We start from the raw sequence: 15,737 nt of genomic DNA on the forward strand, positions 1-15,737 counted from the left end.
TTTTTACATTCAATATTTGCATTTCAACTTTAAAAAAGTATAATCTAAACATATAGAAATTGATAAGAGCAAAGGAGAGAAATAATGGACGACCATGCATATACGAAAGATCTGCAGCCAACCGTAGAAAATCTTTCAAAAGCAGTTTACACTGTGAACCGCCATGCAAAAACCGCCCCCAACCCTAAATACCTATATCTGCTGAAAAAACGGGCTTTGCAAAAGCTTGTCAAAGAAGGTAAAGGAAAGAAAATAGGGCTTCATTTTTCAAAAAATCCAAGGTTCAGCCAACAGCAATCGGACGTGCTTATCTCAATCGGAGACTACTATTTTCACATGCCTCCAACTAAAGAAGACTTCGAACATCTTCCGCATTTAGGTACACTTAATCAATCGTACCGAAATCCTAAAGCTCAAATGTCTTTAACAAAAGCGAAACACCTATTGCAAGAATATGTCGGCATGAAAGAAAAGCCGCTAGTGCCAAATCGCCGGCAGCCAGCTTACCATAAACCGGTCTTTAAAAAACTTGGCGAGAGTTACTTTTAAAATAAAAACAGCCGTGCCTCTTTCTGGCAACGGCTGTTTTTATTTATTCAATAACATACGTATCCACTTTTTTAATCAAATCACTGATCTCAGGCTTGCTGATTTGCTCATCTGCGCCTACAACTTCGCCGCGGTGACGCAGATCATCCGTAATTAACGATGAGAAAATCATAACCGGCACATCTGAGCTTTTCGGATTTTCCTTCAGCAGCTTTGTGAGCCTGTGTCCGTCCATTTTTGGCATTTCAATATCAGTGATGATCATATCAATCTGTTCTGATAAATCAGTTTCGTTTTCAGCAAGGTTCATAATGTATTCATATGCCTCTTTTCCATTTTCAAACGAAGCGATATTGTTGTACCCTGCTTCTTTTAATTCATCCTGCAAGAGGCGCATCAAAAGCGGTGAGTCCTCTACAATGATTAGCTTTTTATCAGTTCTTCTTTCATCGAAGCCCTCGGTATGCATATTATACGTGTCAACACCTGAATCTGATTCAATGTCATAAATAATTTTTTCATAGTCAGGCAAAAAGATCATCAGGTCTTCGAGCTTAATAATCCCGGTAAGGTGCCGCTCCATTCCTTGATTTAACGATGTCGGCTTTTCAATCGCTTCCCAGGATACTCTGTGAATTTGAGAAACAGAGCCGACATGAAAAACAATTTTCCGTTTATTAAATTCAGTCACGATATATTTTTCATCTTTTGATCCTTCAGGCTCTACTCCAAAAAATGAGAAGAGACTGATCACAGGGAGAATTTCTCCTCTGAGTTTAATCATTCCTTCTACATGCTGATGGGAGTGAGGCACTGATGTCACCTCGACAGGCTGAATAATTTCTCTTACCTTCATGACGTTAATTCCGAAAGCATTTTCACCCACGCCAAACTTCACAATTTCTAATTCATTTGTACCAGAATCCAATAAAATTTCGTATTGTTGTAACGACAATTCAATCCCTCGCTATTCGCATTCAGTATTGTACTGTATATATCGGCGTAATTTGTAAAAAGTGAATGGCAGCTCTTCAAAATCGAATTCCGAAGGCAACAAGCCGAGTTCCTCAAAAAAGAAACTTTTTTCCTAATAACCATTGACTTTCCAACTAACAGTGATAAAATAGTCAAGGATTTTTCCAAAGAAGGGTGTAAATAATGGGTACCTTAGTAATATTTAAAGAAAACGAAATGACTGTTTTAGAGGATATCAGTGAAGAAACTTACCTGAATATGAAGAAAGAATCAGCTGACCTTCAAGAAGAGCATCCTCCGTATCTGATTTGGCACGAAGACCTTCATTTTGATTATGGCTATTAATGAAATTGGCACATATAAACAATAATAGAACATGATACAATAAAGACAATCAAATCGCTGGTTGTCTTCTTTTTTTCTGAAAAGAAAGGTATGTTTAGAAAAAAGGCGCATACAATCGAAATATATCAGTTAAAAAGGTGACAAATGATCAGCTAGTGGTAAAATAGGATAAACTCATTATATTTGTTAAGGTGATGAATTATGGAACATTTGCTGAATCCGAAAGCAAGAGAGATCGAAATTTCAGGAATACGCAAATTCTCGAATCTTGTAGCCCAACACGAAGACGTCATTTCACTTACAATCGGCCAGCCTGATTTTTTCACACCGCATCATGTGAAAGCTGCCGCAAAAAAAGCCATTGATGAAAACGTGACGTCATATACTCCGAATGCCGGCTACCTGGAGCTGAGACAAGCTGTGCAGCTTTATATGAAGAAAAAAGCGGATTTCAACTATGATGCTGAATCTGAAATTATCATCACAACAGGCGCAAGCCAAGCCATTGATGCTGCATTCCGGACGATTTTATCTCCCGGTGATGAAGTCATTATGCCAGGGCCTATTTATCCAGGCTATGAACCTATTATCAATTTGTGCGGGGCCAAGCCTGTCATTGTTGATACTACGTCACACGGCTTTAAGCTTACCGCCCGGCTGATTGAAGACGCTCTGACACCCAACACCAAGTGTGTCGTGCTTCCTTATCCGTCAAATCCTACCGGCGTGACTTTATCTGAAGAAGAACTGAAAAGCATTGCAGCCCTTTTAAAAGGCAGAAATGTCTTCGTATTGTCCGATGAAATATACAGTGAATTAACATATGACAGACCGCATTACTCCATCGCAAACCATTTGCGGGATCAAACAATTGTCATTAACGGCTTGTCAAAATCACACAGCATGACCGGTTGGAGAATTGGATTTTTATTTGCACCGAAAGACATTGCAAAGCACATTTTAAAGGTTCATCAATACAATGTATCGTGCGCCTCATCCATTTCTCAAAAAGCCGCGCTTGAAGCTGTCACAAACGGCTTTGACGATGCATTGATTATGAGAGAACAATACAAAAAACGTCTCGACTATGTTTATGACCGTCTTGTTTCCATGGGACTTGACGTAGTTAAACCGTCCGGTGCGTTTTATATCTTCCCTTCTATTAAATCATTTGGAATGACTTCATTTGATTTTAGTATGGCTCTTTTGGAAGACGCTGGTGTGGCACTAGTGCCGGGCAGCTCGTTCTCAACATATGGTGAAGGATATGTAAGATTGTCTTTTGCGTACTCGCTGGACACGCTGAGAGAAGGCCTGGACCGTTTAGAATTATTTGTATTAAAAAAACGTGAAGCAATGCAGACGATAAACAACGGCGTTTAAGCCGTTGTTTTATTTTTTTGGAAATGAAATTTTAAACGCTGTGCCTTTTTCAGGATGGCTGTCCACATGTATAACTCCCTGATGGTTTTCAATGATATTAAATGTCACCATTAATCCAAGCCCCGTACCTTTTTCTTTTGTTGTTAAAAATGGCTCTCCAATCCGGTTTAGTACCTTTTCAGGTATACCTTCCCCTTCGTCTTTGACAGTAACATGAACAGAATGCTCATCTTCGGTTATGATAATGTCTACTGTTCCCCCATCAGGCATTGATTCAACTGCATTTTTGATTAAATTAATGAATACCTGCTTTAATTGGTTTTGATCCCCGTTTATATAAATGCTGTCTTTTTCATAACTTGTTCTGATAAAAATGCCATTTAAATTCGCCTGCGTTTCTAACAGGGCTGAAACCTCACCAATTAATTTTTTCAAGTTCAAATATTCTTTGACAGCATTTTGCTGAGGTTTCGCTAGCATGAGCAGTTCACTGAGTATTAATTCGATACGGCTGAGTTCAGAAAACACAATATCAAAGTAATGTTCGTTGCCTTCCATTGTCGGTTTCATCAGCTGTAAAAATCCTTTGATCGCTGTAAGAGGGTTGCGGGTCTCATGGGCGATTCCCGCCGCGAGCTGCCCTGCGATTGATAATTTTTCCGATTTCAGCATCAATTCTTCTGTTTGTTTTCTCTCTGAAATGTCCCGAAGAATGACCTGGACGGCCGCTTCACCAAAAAAGGTCGTCGGAATGCAGACCATCTCCGTATAGATGACCCTGTTCTGAAAGGTGAACCAGGACTGCTTGACAATTTCAGATTCTGTTTTTTGCTCGGCAATGTTTTGGATTCTCTCTTTTACATCCTCGTGATCGCAAGGATGCAGCTGATCGTATATGTTTTTGCCAATTAAATCCTCATATGTAGCCGCTTCAAACAGGGAAATTCCCGATTCATTCATAAACACCCATTTTCCATTGTGAATCACCGCAATGGTATCAATGGAATTTTGAATCAGCAGCTGATATCGTTCACGGCTTTTTTGCAGGATGGTTTGGAATTTTTTCCTTGAAGAGATATCGATCAGCAGCAGCAGCTCAGCCTGCTGGTTTTTGTAGACGGTCGGGGATGCTTTCACTTCTAAATGAACAGGTGTGCCATCAAGCCTTTTCCACGTCTGTTCAATCATTCCGACTTCCATTCCTTTTTGCATTCGTATAATCCTGTTTTTCACGATATCATGATATTCTTCTTCAATAAATTCATAGGACCATTTACCAATAATAGCATCCTTGCTTTTTGCTCCCAGCATTGAGAGCATCGCGCTGTTTACATAGACGATCTTGCCTTTGACACTGATGCATAGCGGACTCGGGAGATTTTCAACCAACCGTTCATAATCATCCGTTATATATGTAGTCGATTCCGGGCTTGCAGGTTCGATTTCATGTTTTTCGCAGTTTAGGGATTGATGGCCTGTTTCTTCTTCAAGAACCTTCATTTTCAAAATGATTTCCCGTTCTGTCCGCTCAGCTCTTGTCGTAACAATTTCTACCGCAGCCTCCACCCACACAATCGTATGATCTTTTTTAATAAAACGAAAGGTGCACGGCATCAGATGATGTTCATTATAAAAATAGCTTTCAACCAAAAATTGGTCTTCCTCATGCAGAAACGTTTTGAGGAATGATCCGATCATCTCTCCTTGGAGATAGCCCAAATGCAGTTTGGAGTTGGCAGATATATAAATGATGCGTCCATTAGAGGCCAAGACTGCATGAATATCGGTTTTTGTTTGAAGTGGTTTAACATGCTGCGTATCCTGTTCCACAGAATCCCTCCTTTGCATGATCATCGTGTTTCGACATATACAGATTGACTTTTACCTAGTATGATTCGCTAGAAAATGAGTATTCTCCTTCTATTCTTATGGTGAACGTCAATTTTTGAATAAAAGAAAGGGCACACAATCTTTTCGTTGTGCACCCTGTTTTTTATTTTTTACTGTGTTTTTTTTCGAGCTCTGCGTAGGCGTGGATAGCTCTTTTGGCAATAATTTTATTGATCTTATCATCATCATTTACTGATGGAACAACAACACTAAAAGCCACTTTTGGATTTTTCGATGGGTAATAGCCGACAAAAGTCAGATTGTATGTTTTTTTCCCCCACCAGTTGCGATTCGTGCCGTAGTAAAATGTTTCCGCTGTTCCCGTTTTCCCTGATACATCTTCTGTAAACGTATTTTTTGCTGTCCCTGAAGTGGTAACTAGCTTCATTCCGGTCTTCACCTGCTGAATGTCACTTTCTGAGTTGTTAATTTTGTTGAGAATGTTTGGCTTTCTTTGTTCAATGGTCTTCCCAAGGCCTTCTTTTTTGCTGGGCTCATGGATACTTGTAACAATTCTTGGCTGAACACGGTAGCCCCCATTGGCAATTGATGAGATGTACTGTGCCATTTGAAGCGGTGTATATGTATCGTATTGTCCAATGGCCAAGTCTAAAATTAACCCCCCTACCGCATCAGGTGTAGTTTGCATACCGGCTGATTCCTGCGGCAGATCGATACCTGTCTTTACTCCCAGGCCAAATTGGCTGTAGTAATTTCTCATTTTGTTTAAATCCTTCTGGTCAGCAGGAAGAGGTCCATACGGCTTGTATGTGACACCGGCAATGTGCATGGCAACATTAAACATATATACGTTTGAACTTTTTTGCAGAGCGGTTAATTCATTGATGGTTCCCATGTTCATGTAGGATTTCTTCGGTTTGTTACCGTATCCTGCTAAATAAAGAGGTGTATCAACAAAATATTTATAATGCGGGATCCCGTCCTGATAGCCGGCTAGCACGGTGGCCCCCTTTACTGCTGATCCCATTTCATATTGGGTGGTAAATGCCCCTATCGCATAATCTTCAATTTTGTTGGTTTTTAAATCTATCTTTTTCCCTGCCATCGATAAAATATCGCCGTTATTCGGGTCCATCATCACGACAAAGGCTCTGTCAAGCATGTAATTTCCGCGTGCACGGCTGTTTCTTACTTCTTCTTCAATGATCTTTTCTACCTTTGCCTGAAGCTCCATGTCAAAAGAAAGCTGAAGATCGTATCCCCTGCTGCCTTTATCAATGGTTTTTTGGCTGACGACATTTCCTTTATTATCTTCTACGTATTCCACTTTTTCTTTATGCGAATTTAAATATTCTTCATATTGATACTCTAAATAACTTTTTCCCACCCTGTCATTATTCGCATAGCCTCTTGTTAAGTAGAAATCTTTCCGGTCGCTCAGCAGGCCCTGATCAGGTGTCGTGACGCCCCCGAAAACAGAATAAAGGGTTTTGTCATAAGGATATTTTCGTGTCCAATCGTTTACGATATCGATTCCCGGAAGTTCTTCTAAATGCTCAGAAACAATGGAAATTTCATCATATGTTAAGTCATTTTTTGGTCTTTGCGAGGAGTTTTTCTTCTCATCAAGCAGCGCTCCGTTTTTTCCATTGCTATTGCTCTTATTTGGATTCATTGCCTTTACGATTTGAGGTTCGTAAGCATTTCCGCTTGAAAACCTTGTATATATCGCAGCAGTTTCCATTTCTTCGTCATCTTGCTGAATAGCCTTTAATTCTTGATCCGGAACACGCTCTATTTGAAGCTTGTAAGCCTGGTCTCCTTTCAGATTGCTTTCTGATTCCTTAAGCAGAGCGGCGGCTTTTTTCGGATGAGCTGCGATCCAGTAATCACGAAGATCCCTTTCCTTCAAAAATTCGGTATCAATATGAATGAAAGAAGCAAGCCGCTTCGCTGTTTTGATTTTATCTTCTGTTTTTGTGCTAGATGTTGATACATACACAATTTCTGGAACGCTCTGGTTGTCGACAGCAACTTTCTGATTTCTGTCGTACATCTTCCCGCGAGGCGCAGGATAGTAAGCTGTTTTTGCATTTGATTTCTCAGCGTCTTCTTCATGCTGTTCGCCTTCAACAATTTGAACAACCCCGAGCTTAAAAATTAATGCAGTGAATAGAACAAAGACAGCTAGGAAAAAAAGGTTCATTCTGATTGCTCTGTTTCCTTTGCTCTTTTTCTTTGGTTCACGTCCTATTTCAGTCACTTCTGGTTACCCCTCTCAAATCATTCAATATATTTACATATACTGAGATTAATTGTAACACCTTTGTAATAGTTGTTACAGCGAAAAGGAGTAAAAAAAGCTGTCAATATAAAAACACATTAAAATATAACTAACGGTTCAAAAAAAAGGAAGCTATGTAACGGTACGATAAAATCATATATACCGCTGATTCCCTTATTCTCAGTGATTCAAGGATTTACTTTACGAAAATGACAATCTCTATTTGTCAAAGGAAAGTGCTGGAATCTTTATGACAAAAAAGCTATGTTATGATTTTTCTGTAGAAACAAACAACTCTAGGAGGTTACGAACTAATGAAGAAAGCATTTATTTTATCTGCTGCCGCTGCGGTTGGATTATTCACATTCGGGGGCGTACAGCAAGCATCAGCGAAAGAACTCTCCTGCCAGCCTGTGGTTACAGTAAAAACGGGGAACACAGTACAAAACATGTCACTTAACGATGCAGTGAAAAAACTGCATATTAACACAAATATCAAAACGTTAAACGCTGCAAACGAAAAAGAGATTAAGCAGTTTCTTCAAAAACATGCGAAGCAATCTAACGTGAAAGTTCAGGATGTTCAAAAGACAGAAACGGCCAAACCTGCACAAAAGACGACTGAAAAAGCAGCTGCTGATCAAAACACTGCTTCTAAAGCACCCGCAACTGCTGAAAAAACAAACACAACAACATCTGCACCTTCATCTGTAAGTGCATACGAGAAAAAAGTTGTTGAACTTACAAATGCAGAAAGACAAAAACAAGGATTAAAGCCGCTTCAAATTGATGAAACGTTAAGCAAATCTGCACGAGCAAAATCTCAGGATATGAAGGACAAAAACTACTTTGATCACCAAAGCCCAACATACGGCTCACCGTTTGATATGATGAAATCTTTCGGAATCAGCTACAAAACAGCAGGTGAAAACATTGCGAAGGGCCAAAAGACACCAGAAGAAGTAGTAAAAGCTTGGATGAACAGTGAAGGACACAGAAAAAACATTCTAAACCCTAACTTTACTCACATCGGTGTTGGCTACGTTGAGTCTGGAAGCATCTGGACACAACAATTCATCGGAAAATAATAAAAAAAAGATTGCCTGTTTCGTACAGGCAATCTTTTTTTATTTCACCCAAAGCTTATAGATACTCTGTGTTCCGCTGTTTTCTTCACCTTGAGCAGCTAGCTTGTCATATAAGGATTTTGCGAGCGACAAGCCTGGCATTTCTTCCCCCATTAATTCTGCTTCCTCTAGTGCGATTCCCATATCCTTAATAAAATGCTTCACATAAAATCCCGGTTCAAAGTTGCCTTGCAGCATACGGGGAGCAAGATTTGACAATGACCAGCTTCCGGCTGCGCCCGTTGTGATGCTTTTCAGAACATTTTCCGGCTCTAGGCCTGATTTTTGGGCATAAGCCATCGCTTCAGCAACACCGATCATACCGGCTGCAATTGCAATCTGATTGCACATCTTGGTATGCTGTCCGCTTCCAGCCGGTCCTTGATACTGAATATTCTCTCCCATTAAAGAGAAAATCGGCATGCAGGCTTCAAAAGCTTCTTTTTCTCCACCGACCATAATCGCGAGTGTTCCGTTTTGTGCACCGATGTCTCCACCGGAAACAGGAGCGTCTAAAGCGAACAATGCTTTTTCTTTGGCCGCTTCAGCAATCTTCTTCGCAAGCGAAGGCTTAGATGTCGTCATATCAATAAGATATGCGCCTTCTTTTGCGTTTTCAATAATTCCATTGCTTCCGAAATACACTTCTTCAACATCACTGGGATAGCCGACCATTGTGATGATAACATCCGCTTCTTTCGAAAGATCTTTGACCGTATCTTTCCAGATCGCGCCTTTTTGAAGTATGCTTTCTGCTTTTTCTTTTGTCCGGGTGTACACCAATACAGGATGGCCGTCATTGAGAATATGTGATGCCATGCTTTTTCCCATCACTCCAAGACCGATAAAACCAATTGTTTTTTTCAAGGTCATTCCTCCCTGATGTTTCGTTTTGATTTTAGTTAAAATTTATCATTTTTCCTTCATTTTTTAGACTACCATATCTATTCATCTTATAACATAAAAAATCCCCAAAACAAATGATGTTTGGGGATGTAATTGGATTACAATGTGAATTTTGCAATTGTGTTCATAAGTTCTTGGCTTGCATGTTTTAGTGTTTCCGTTGAGTGTTTGACTTTATCAAGGGTGACAAGCTGTTCATCGGTTGATGCGTTCACTTCCTCTGCTGCGGCAGCTGATTCCTGTGATATGGCTGAAATGCTTTGAATAGCTTCAGAAATCGCAAGCTGTTCTTCACTCATTCTTTGAATTTCCGCGTAAATGTGATCAATACCTTGTACCAGTGACTGCATTTCTGCAGTTATCGTATTTAATACCTCTCCAGTTTCGTGAATGGCACTGTTTTGTTCATCATTCATTCTGCTTGCCTCAACCATCGCGTGAGAGGCCTCTTTTGTCTCAAGCTGGATAAGCTTCACAGTCTCGCTGATATGCTTTGTAGAAAGGGCTGATTGCTCAGCTAACTTCCGCACTTCATCGGCTACGACGGCAAAACCGCGCCCGCTTTCTCCGGCTCTGGCTGCCTCAATACTGGCATTTAAGGCAAGCAAGTTGGTTTGATCAGATATGTTTGAAATCGCTGTAACGACTTCTTCAATATTCTTAGTTTGATTTTCCAAATCCAGCAGCATCGTTTCAACCTTTTTCGTTTCCATATTGGCTTCGTTTGATTTCATCAGCAGCTGGCCGAGCGCGTCAAGTCCTTTATAGCTTGCATCCTCGGACGATTTTGAACGTTCTTTAATTCCGCCTGCCTCCTCAGCGATTTGCCTGATTTTCGTTGACAGGCTTTCCGATTTTTCATTAATGGTTTCAACTTCAGAAGCCTGTTCCGATGCTCCTGCGGCTACTTCTTCAATCGCTTTTGCAATTTGTCCGCTTGTTTCATTAGTTTCGGCAGAGACAGCCGTTAGTTGTTCAGAGGTGTCAGATACTTTCCCTGAAGAGAGTCTCACTTGCTCAACCATTTCCTTCATATTTTCAACCATCAGATTGAAATCTCTTGTTAAAATACCGACTTCATCCTTAGATTTTGATTCCGCGCGCACTGTTAAATCGCCTGCGGAAACAGCTTTCGTTTTTGCGATCAGCTGCTGTATCGGACCGGTTATCGTTTTGGCCAGGAAGTAGCTGAGAATAATTGTTATGATAAGCGCAAGCAATGATATCCAAAGATTTGCCCGATTCATTTTATCTGAAATCCACATTAATTGATCGGTATCAAATTGCGTTCCGACCTTCCAGCCCGTTTCGCCAATCGTTTGGTACACAACCATTTTTCCATTCACATCTTGTATCCCTTTTTTCTCGGATGCGATGGTTTGCAGTGTTTGATCCTTTGATATATTTTTTCCTTGATTTGACGGATGGGCTAAAAGATTGCCGCTCGTATCAGCTAAAAAGGCAAATCCATTGTAAGGCACCTTTTGTTTATTGACCATACTCTGGATAGCAGAGAGTTTCAAGTCATAGCTGGCAACCCCTATCACTTTTTGCCCGTCTAAGATCGCTTTCGATGCAGTAACAATCATGTCTCCTGTCACGACATCTTTATAAGGTTCCGTCCAAACAACTTGATCCGGGGTTTCAGCTGCAAGCTTATACCATGGTCTTGATGCTGGATCATAATCCTCAGCGAAATCCGCTTTTGGATATGTAAACATTTCTTTTTTTGCGGTGCCTATGTATGCCATCGCAACATAATCATCGTTATCTTTGATTTGCTTAATGTCATCGTGAAACAGCCGAGCAACTTCTTTACTTGGTTTCGTTACAAATGTATGCGTTAATTCCCCATTAGCCAATCTTGATAACGAAATGGCATAACTCTTTAATTGCAATTCAATATTTTGTTTAAGTGACTGCGTCACGTTTTGAGTTGTATTTTTCCCATCCTCTGTAATCATCGGTTTTAGCGTCAAATAAGAAGACAGCATTAAAAGAACAACTGTGACGATTAACATAATCGAAACAAAAACAGCAATCTTCATGTGAAGTTTTTTAAACAAACCAATCCCCTCCTAATTTCTATATCGGCCCTTTCGTTTGAAAAATGAATAATCAAAAAATAAATTATAAGAAAATCGGAATATATTTACTGAAAATTCAATCTTCGTTATAATGAAACAACATAAGGAGAGTGATGATCATACTAAAACAAATGTATGTGCTCGACAGCAGAAAATTTGAGGCTCTGACCATCAGAAACTACACTGAGACTGACATCGAGAGGCTGATTTCTCTTCAAGAAGAATGTTTCCCTCCTCCGTTTCCCCAGGAATTGCTGTGGTCAGAGGACCAGCTTGTCAGCCATATCAAAACCTTTCCGGAAGGCGCTTTATGCGCGCTCATCAATGGCAGAATTATCGGTTCCATGACTGCTCTTATTGTACAATTTGAGCCTGAATCTCCTGATCATACTTGGGCACAAGCAACAGACAACGGATCGATTAAAAATCATGAACCTCATGGAAATACTTTATATGTAGTGGATATTTCTGTTTCTCCTCATTATCGAAAGCTTGGAATCGGAAAATGGCTGATGAATACGATGTATGAGCTGACTGTTGATAAGAGACTGGAGCGCCTTCTCGGCGGCGGCCGCATTCCTTTATATCATAAATACGCACACGAGATCAGCGCTGTTCAGTACGTTGAAGATGTGATGGAAGGCAGGAAAAACGACCCTGTACTGTCCTTTCTCCTCCGTTGCGGGCGTTCACCTATTCGTGTAGTCAGCAATTACGTAGAGGATAAAGAATCATTGAATTACGGCGTTTTGATGGAATGGAAAAATCCTTTTTATAAAAAGAGAGCTGTTGATCACAACAGCCCGTTTAAGTGAAATATTCAATTTTCGCGTTAGGGAAAAAGGTATCAATATAGGATTCAAGTGCTTCTCGAAGTGCATGCTCTTCATCTTTCTGATAAATATATTTTCCGATCCCGTAGCGTCCCCATTTATAACGGCGCTTTTCTTCATCTAATTCGAGCTTCGTCTTCGGATAATTTTTCTCTATCACTCGTTTGGCCGGTTTTGTAAAACGGTGTTGAATTAATTCAAACGTTATGTCATGTCTAACGTCCTGCGGCAAAGCAGCATCAAGCTTTTCAAACAGATGTCTGTATCCTTCTTCCCAGCCTTCATGAATATAAATCGGAGCAACAATAAAGCCTAGCGGGTAGCCTGCTTTTGCAACTTTTACTGCCGCCTCTATCCGCTTATCAAGAGGTGAAGTTCCCGGCTCAAAGTTTTTAATCACATAGTCGGCATTAATACTGAATCTGAATCTCGTTTTCCCGTTATGCTTTGCGTCTAATAGGTGATCGACATGATGAAATTTCGTTACAAATCGGAGCTTTCCGAGATCACTTTGGCCAAAATGTTCAATGGCGCGCTTCAGCGTGTGTGTCAGATGATCAATTCCTACAATGTCTGACGTACATGATGCTTCGAACCTTGTGAACTCTGGTGCGCGCTCCTTCATATACTTATCTGCCTGATCCAAAATCTCTTCGACGTTTACATAAGTTCTGATATACGGCTTTGATCCCATGGTTGTTTGCAGGTAGCAGTAATGACAATGCCCCATACAGCCTGTTGCAAACGGAATGGCATATTCAGCCGAGGGTTTGGATGAATCAAACTTTAATGTTTTCCGGACACCGATAACTAAAGTTGATTTCGCATTGCGATATTGCTGAAGATGATTTTTCCCAGGAATATTACGCACCTGATTGTGGGATGTTGTTTCTCTGATTTCAATGCCCATATTCTCAAATTTTTCTTGTAATTCTTGGCCTAGCGGATATTCCAGTGCCCTCGGTTCTATATATACAAGCTGCGGAACAAATGGGTTCTGCATGATGCCACATCCTTTTCCTTTACTAACGTTACTTTTCTCACTAGGCGGAAAGGATATGAGTTGTAATGATTTCCTTGTTACTCATACGGATCAATATCAAAGAGTTCTTTGTAAAGCGATTTAGCTTCTTCATAGCTTGCAAACACAGCATCGTCCTCTGCGAACGGGTGATAGGTTTCATAAATAAACAGGGAAAGCTCACCTTCATGGTATGGATGGTGCACAATTTCGGCTTCCTTTATGTGGGCTACATTGGCGGCGTGCGGATTTCTGTAGATCACATAAACAGTATCTCCTGCGTTAAATTGGTTTGACATACTATCCCTCCTAGCCATGTTATTGTGTCCTTCTATACCCTTACTTATGAAAAAAACCAGACAGGCCGGAGGCCGTCTGGTTTTTGTACATTACTTGAAGGTTTCTTTTACGAACGCGACAACTTCTTCTGTCGTGCTCATAGATAAGATTTTCTCTTTGAATGACTCAGCTTCTTGTTTAGACAATTTGCTGATCTGTGTTCTTGCCGGAAGAATAGACGTTGCGCTCATTGAGAACTCATCTAAGCCTAAGCCGAGAAGGATTGGAATCGCAATCTCGTCTCCTGCCATTTCTCCACACATGCCAACCCATTTTCCTTCTTTGTGTGCTGCTTCAATTACCAGTGTAATTAAGCGAAGGATTGCCGGGTTGTATGGCTGATACAGGTAAGATACACGTTCATTCATACGGTCAGCTGCCATTGTGTATTGGATCAAGTCGTTTGTTCCGATACTGAAGAAATCAACCTCTTTAGCAAACTGATCAGCGATGACTGCAGTTGACGGAATCTCAACCATCATTCCGACTTCAATATCGTCAGATACAGCCTGTCCCGCTTTTACGAGCTTTTCTTTCTCTTCAAGAAGGATCGCTTTTGCTTCTTTGAATTCGTTAACTGTCGCAATCATAGGGAACATGATTTTCAAGTTTCCGTATGTACTTGCACGAAGCAGCGCGCGAAGCTGTGTTCTGAAGATTTCTTGCTCTTCAAGGCAAAGACGAATCGCTCTATATCCCAGGAACGGGTTCATTTCTTTAGGAAGCTGCAGGTAAGGAAGCTCTTTGTCTCCGCCGATATCAAGTGTACGCACGACGACTGATTTTCCTTCCATACGCTCAAGAACCGTTTTGTAAGCATCAAACTGCTCATCTTCTGTAGGCAGCTGATCTCTTCCCATGTAAAGGAATTCTGTACGGTAAAGGCCAACTGCTTCTCCGCCGTTTTCAAGAACACCTTTTACATCATCAGGAGTACCGATGTTCGCTGCAAGCTCTACATGATGTCCGTCTTTTGAGACAGTCGGTTCATTGACAAGCTTCGCCCACTCAGCTTTTTGAGCCAAATAAGCATTATGTTTTTCTTCATACTCTTTTACAGTTTCCGCAGATGGGTCAATAATGACATCGCCATTGATACCGTCAACGATAACAGTCACGCCGTTTTGGATCGTGCCTGTAGCCGCTTTCGTTCCAACAACTGCTGGAATCTCAAGAGAACGTGCCATGATGGCAGAGTGAGATGTGCGTCCGCCGATATCAGTAGTGAATCCTTTTACGAACTCACGGTTTAATTGGGCTGTGTCAGACGGTGTTAAGTCTTCAGCTACAATAATAACCTCTTCTGAGATCATGCTTGGGTTTGGAATTTCGACGCCAAGCAGGTGGCCGGTTACGCGTTTTGTTACATCGCGGATATCTGCCGCACGCTCTTTCATATATTCGTTGTCCATAGATTCAAACATGGTAACGAACATAGAAGACGTTTCTTTTAAAGCGAATTCAGCGTTCACTGAATCAGTGCTGATTTTTTCTTTCACAGGGTTCAGAAGCTCAGGGTCACTGAGAACTAAAAGGTGAGCAGAAAAAATATCAGCTTTATCCTGACCCAGTTCTTTCAAAGCGTGCTCTTTGATTTTTTCGAGCTCTTCTTTTGAACGTGCAATCGCTTCATCAAAACGGCTTACTTCCGCTTCAGAATCAGAGATGTTTTTCTTTTCAACCGTTAAATCTGGCTCTTCAAGCCGGTATGCTTTTGCAATCGCGATGCCGGCTGAAGCACCAATCCCTTTTAATTCTTGCATTACTCGCCGAGTCCTTCGCTTTTCATTGTTTCTTCTAAAGCGTTAAGAGCATCGTTTTCGTCAGCTCCGGAAGCAGAGATTGTGATCTCAGCGCCTTTAGCGATACCTAAAGACATAACACCCATAATAGATTTAAGGTTAACTGTTTTGCCGTTATATTCTAAATTAACGTCAGCGTCGTATTTGCTAGCAGTTTGTACAAGAACTGTCGCAGGACGAGCATGGATTCCAGAATCTGCAGTTACTTTAAATGTTTTTTGTGCCATTTTTATCA

14 protein-coding genes are annotated in these 15,737 nt (G+C 40.8%); 5 read left to right on the forward strand and 9 right to left on the reverse strand.

Annotation, left to right across the window (positions count from 1 at the left end; all coding sequences use genetic code 11):
- Positions 1-84 precede the first annotated feature (84 nt).
- Entirely contained in the window at positions 85-549 is a 465-nt protein-coding gene (locus SB658_RS07725) for a YkyB family protein (RefSeq protein WP_085186138.1), read from the forward strand.
- Positions 550-592: 43 nt separating this feature from the next.
- Here the strand turns inward: SB658_RS07725 and cheV are convergent, their stop codons facing one another.
- Positions 593-1,504: a chemotaxis protein CheV gene (gene cheV, locus SB658_RS07730; RefSeq protein ID WP_014476655.1), complete on the reverse strand. Its 912-nt coding sequence runs from the start codon at positions 1,502-1,504 to the stop codon at positions 593-595.
- Positions 1,505-1,707: 203 nt separating this feature from the next.
- On the opposite strand from cheV, the gene SB658_RS07735 reads away from it, so the two are divergent.
- Both SB658_RS07735 and SB658_RS07740 read left to right on the forward strand, forming a co-directional pair.
- Positions 1,708-1,869, forward strand: a complete 162-nt coding sequence (locus SB658_RS07735; RefSeq protein ID WP_003245246.1) for a hypothetical protein — start codon at positions 1,708-1,710, stop codon at positions 1,867-1,869.
- Between the two features lie 201 nt (positions 1,870-2,070).
- Positions 2,071-3,252 carry an aminotransferase A gene (locus SB658_RS07740; RefSeq protein WP_014476653.1) on the forward strand — a complete coding sequence of 394 codons (1,182 nt, stop codon included), beginning with the start codon at positions 2,071-2,073 and terminating at the stop codon, positions 3,250-3,252.
- A 9-nt stretch (positions 3,253-3,261) separates the two neighbouring features.
- Here the strand turns inward: SB658_RS07740 and kinA are convergent, their stop codons facing one another.
- On the reverse strand, positions 3,262-5,082 hold the full coding sequence (kinA, locus tag SB658_RS07745) for a sporulation histidine kinase KinA (RefSeq protein ID WP_410601430.1): 1,821 nt from the start codon (positions 5,080-5,082) through the stop codon (positions 3,262-3,264).
- A gap of 163 nt (positions 5,083-5,245) precedes the next feature.
- Positions 5,246-7,366: a peptidoglycan D,D-transpeptidase FtsI family protein gene (locus SB658_RS07750; protein ID WP_032725601.1), complete on the reverse strand. Its 2,121-nt coding sequence runs from the start codon at positions 7,364-7,366 to the stop codon at positions 5,246-5,248.
- Positions 7,367-7,701: 335 nt separating this feature from the next.
- On the opposite strand from SB658_RS07750, the gene SB658_RS07755 reads away from it, so the two are divergent.
- A complete protein-coding gene (locus SB658_RS07755; protein ID WP_003232419.1) occupies positions 7,702-8,475 on the forward strand; it encodes a CAP domain-containing protein in 774 nt (257 codons plus the stop codon).
- Between the two features lie 39 nt (positions 8,476-8,514).
- On the opposite strand, the gene SB658_RS07760 is transcribed toward SB658_RS07755, so the two are convergent.
- On the reverse strand, positions 8,515-9,381 hold the full coding sequence (locus SB658_RS07760) for an NAD(P)-dependent oxidoreductase (RefSeq protein WP_003245029.1): 867 nt from the start codon (positions 9,379-9,381) through the stop codon (positions 8,515-8,517).
- Between the two features lie 137 nt (positions 9,382-9,518).
- Positions 9,519-11,486: a methyl-accepting chemotaxis protein McpC gene (gene mcpC, locus SB658_RS07765; protein ID WP_032677375.1), complete on the reverse strand. Its 1,968-nt coding sequence runs from the start codon at positions 11,484-11,486 to the stop codon at positions 9,519-9,521.
- Positions 11,487-11,620: 134 nt separating this feature from the next.
- Here mcpC and SB658_RS07770 point away from each other — a divergent pair, with 134 nt between their 5' ends.
- The gene (locus SB658_RS07770; protein WP_003232423.1) at positions 11,621-12,322 is read left to right on the forward strand and encodes a GNAT family N-acetyltransferase; all 702 of its coding nucleotides are present in this window, start codon (positions 11,621-11,623) and stop codon (positions 12,320-12,322) included.
- Here the strand turns inward: SB658_RS07770 and splB are convergent.
- The 4 genes from splB to SB658_RS07790 all read right to left on the reverse strand — a co-directional run bounded on the left by splB (position 12,315) and on the right by SB658_RS07790 (position 15,729).
- Positions 12,315-13,343, reverse strand: a complete 1,029-nt coding sequence (gene splB / locus SB658_RS07775) for a spore photoproduct lyase (RefSeq protein WP_003232425.1) — start codon at positions 13,341-13,343, stop codon at positions 12,315-12,317. The two genes, SB658_RS07770 and splB, sit on opposite strands and share 8 nt — an antisense overlap.
- Positions 13,344-13,420: 77 nt before the next feature.
- Positions 13,421-13,660, reverse strand: a complete 240-nt coding sequence (gene splA, locus SB658_RS07780; RefSeq protein WP_003218644.1) for a splAB operon transcriptional regulator SplA — start codon at positions 13,658-13,660, stop codon at positions 13,421-13,423.
- Positions 13,661-13,750: 90 nt separating this feature from the next.
- The gene (ptsP, locus tag SB658_RS07785) at positions 13,751-15,463 is read right to left on the reverse strand and encodes a phosphoenolpyruvate--protein phosphotransferase (protein ID WP_003218638.1); all 1,713 of its coding nucleotides are present in this window, start codon (positions 15,461-15,463) and stop codon (positions 13,751-13,753) included.
- Entirely contained in the window at positions 15,463-15,729 is a 267-nt protein-coding gene (locus SB658_RS07790; RefSeq protein WP_003154654.1) for a phosphocarrier protein HPr, read from the reverse strand. Before SB658_RS07790 ends, ptsP begins: the two co-directional genes overlap by 1 nt.
- Positions 15,730-15,737: the final 8 nt, after the last annotated feature.

It is taken from the genome of Bacillus sp. SIMBA_008 (assembly GCF_046535495.1).
Classification (GTDB): Bacteria; Bacillota; Bacilli; order Bacillales; family Bacillaceae; genus Bacillus; species Bacillus subtilis.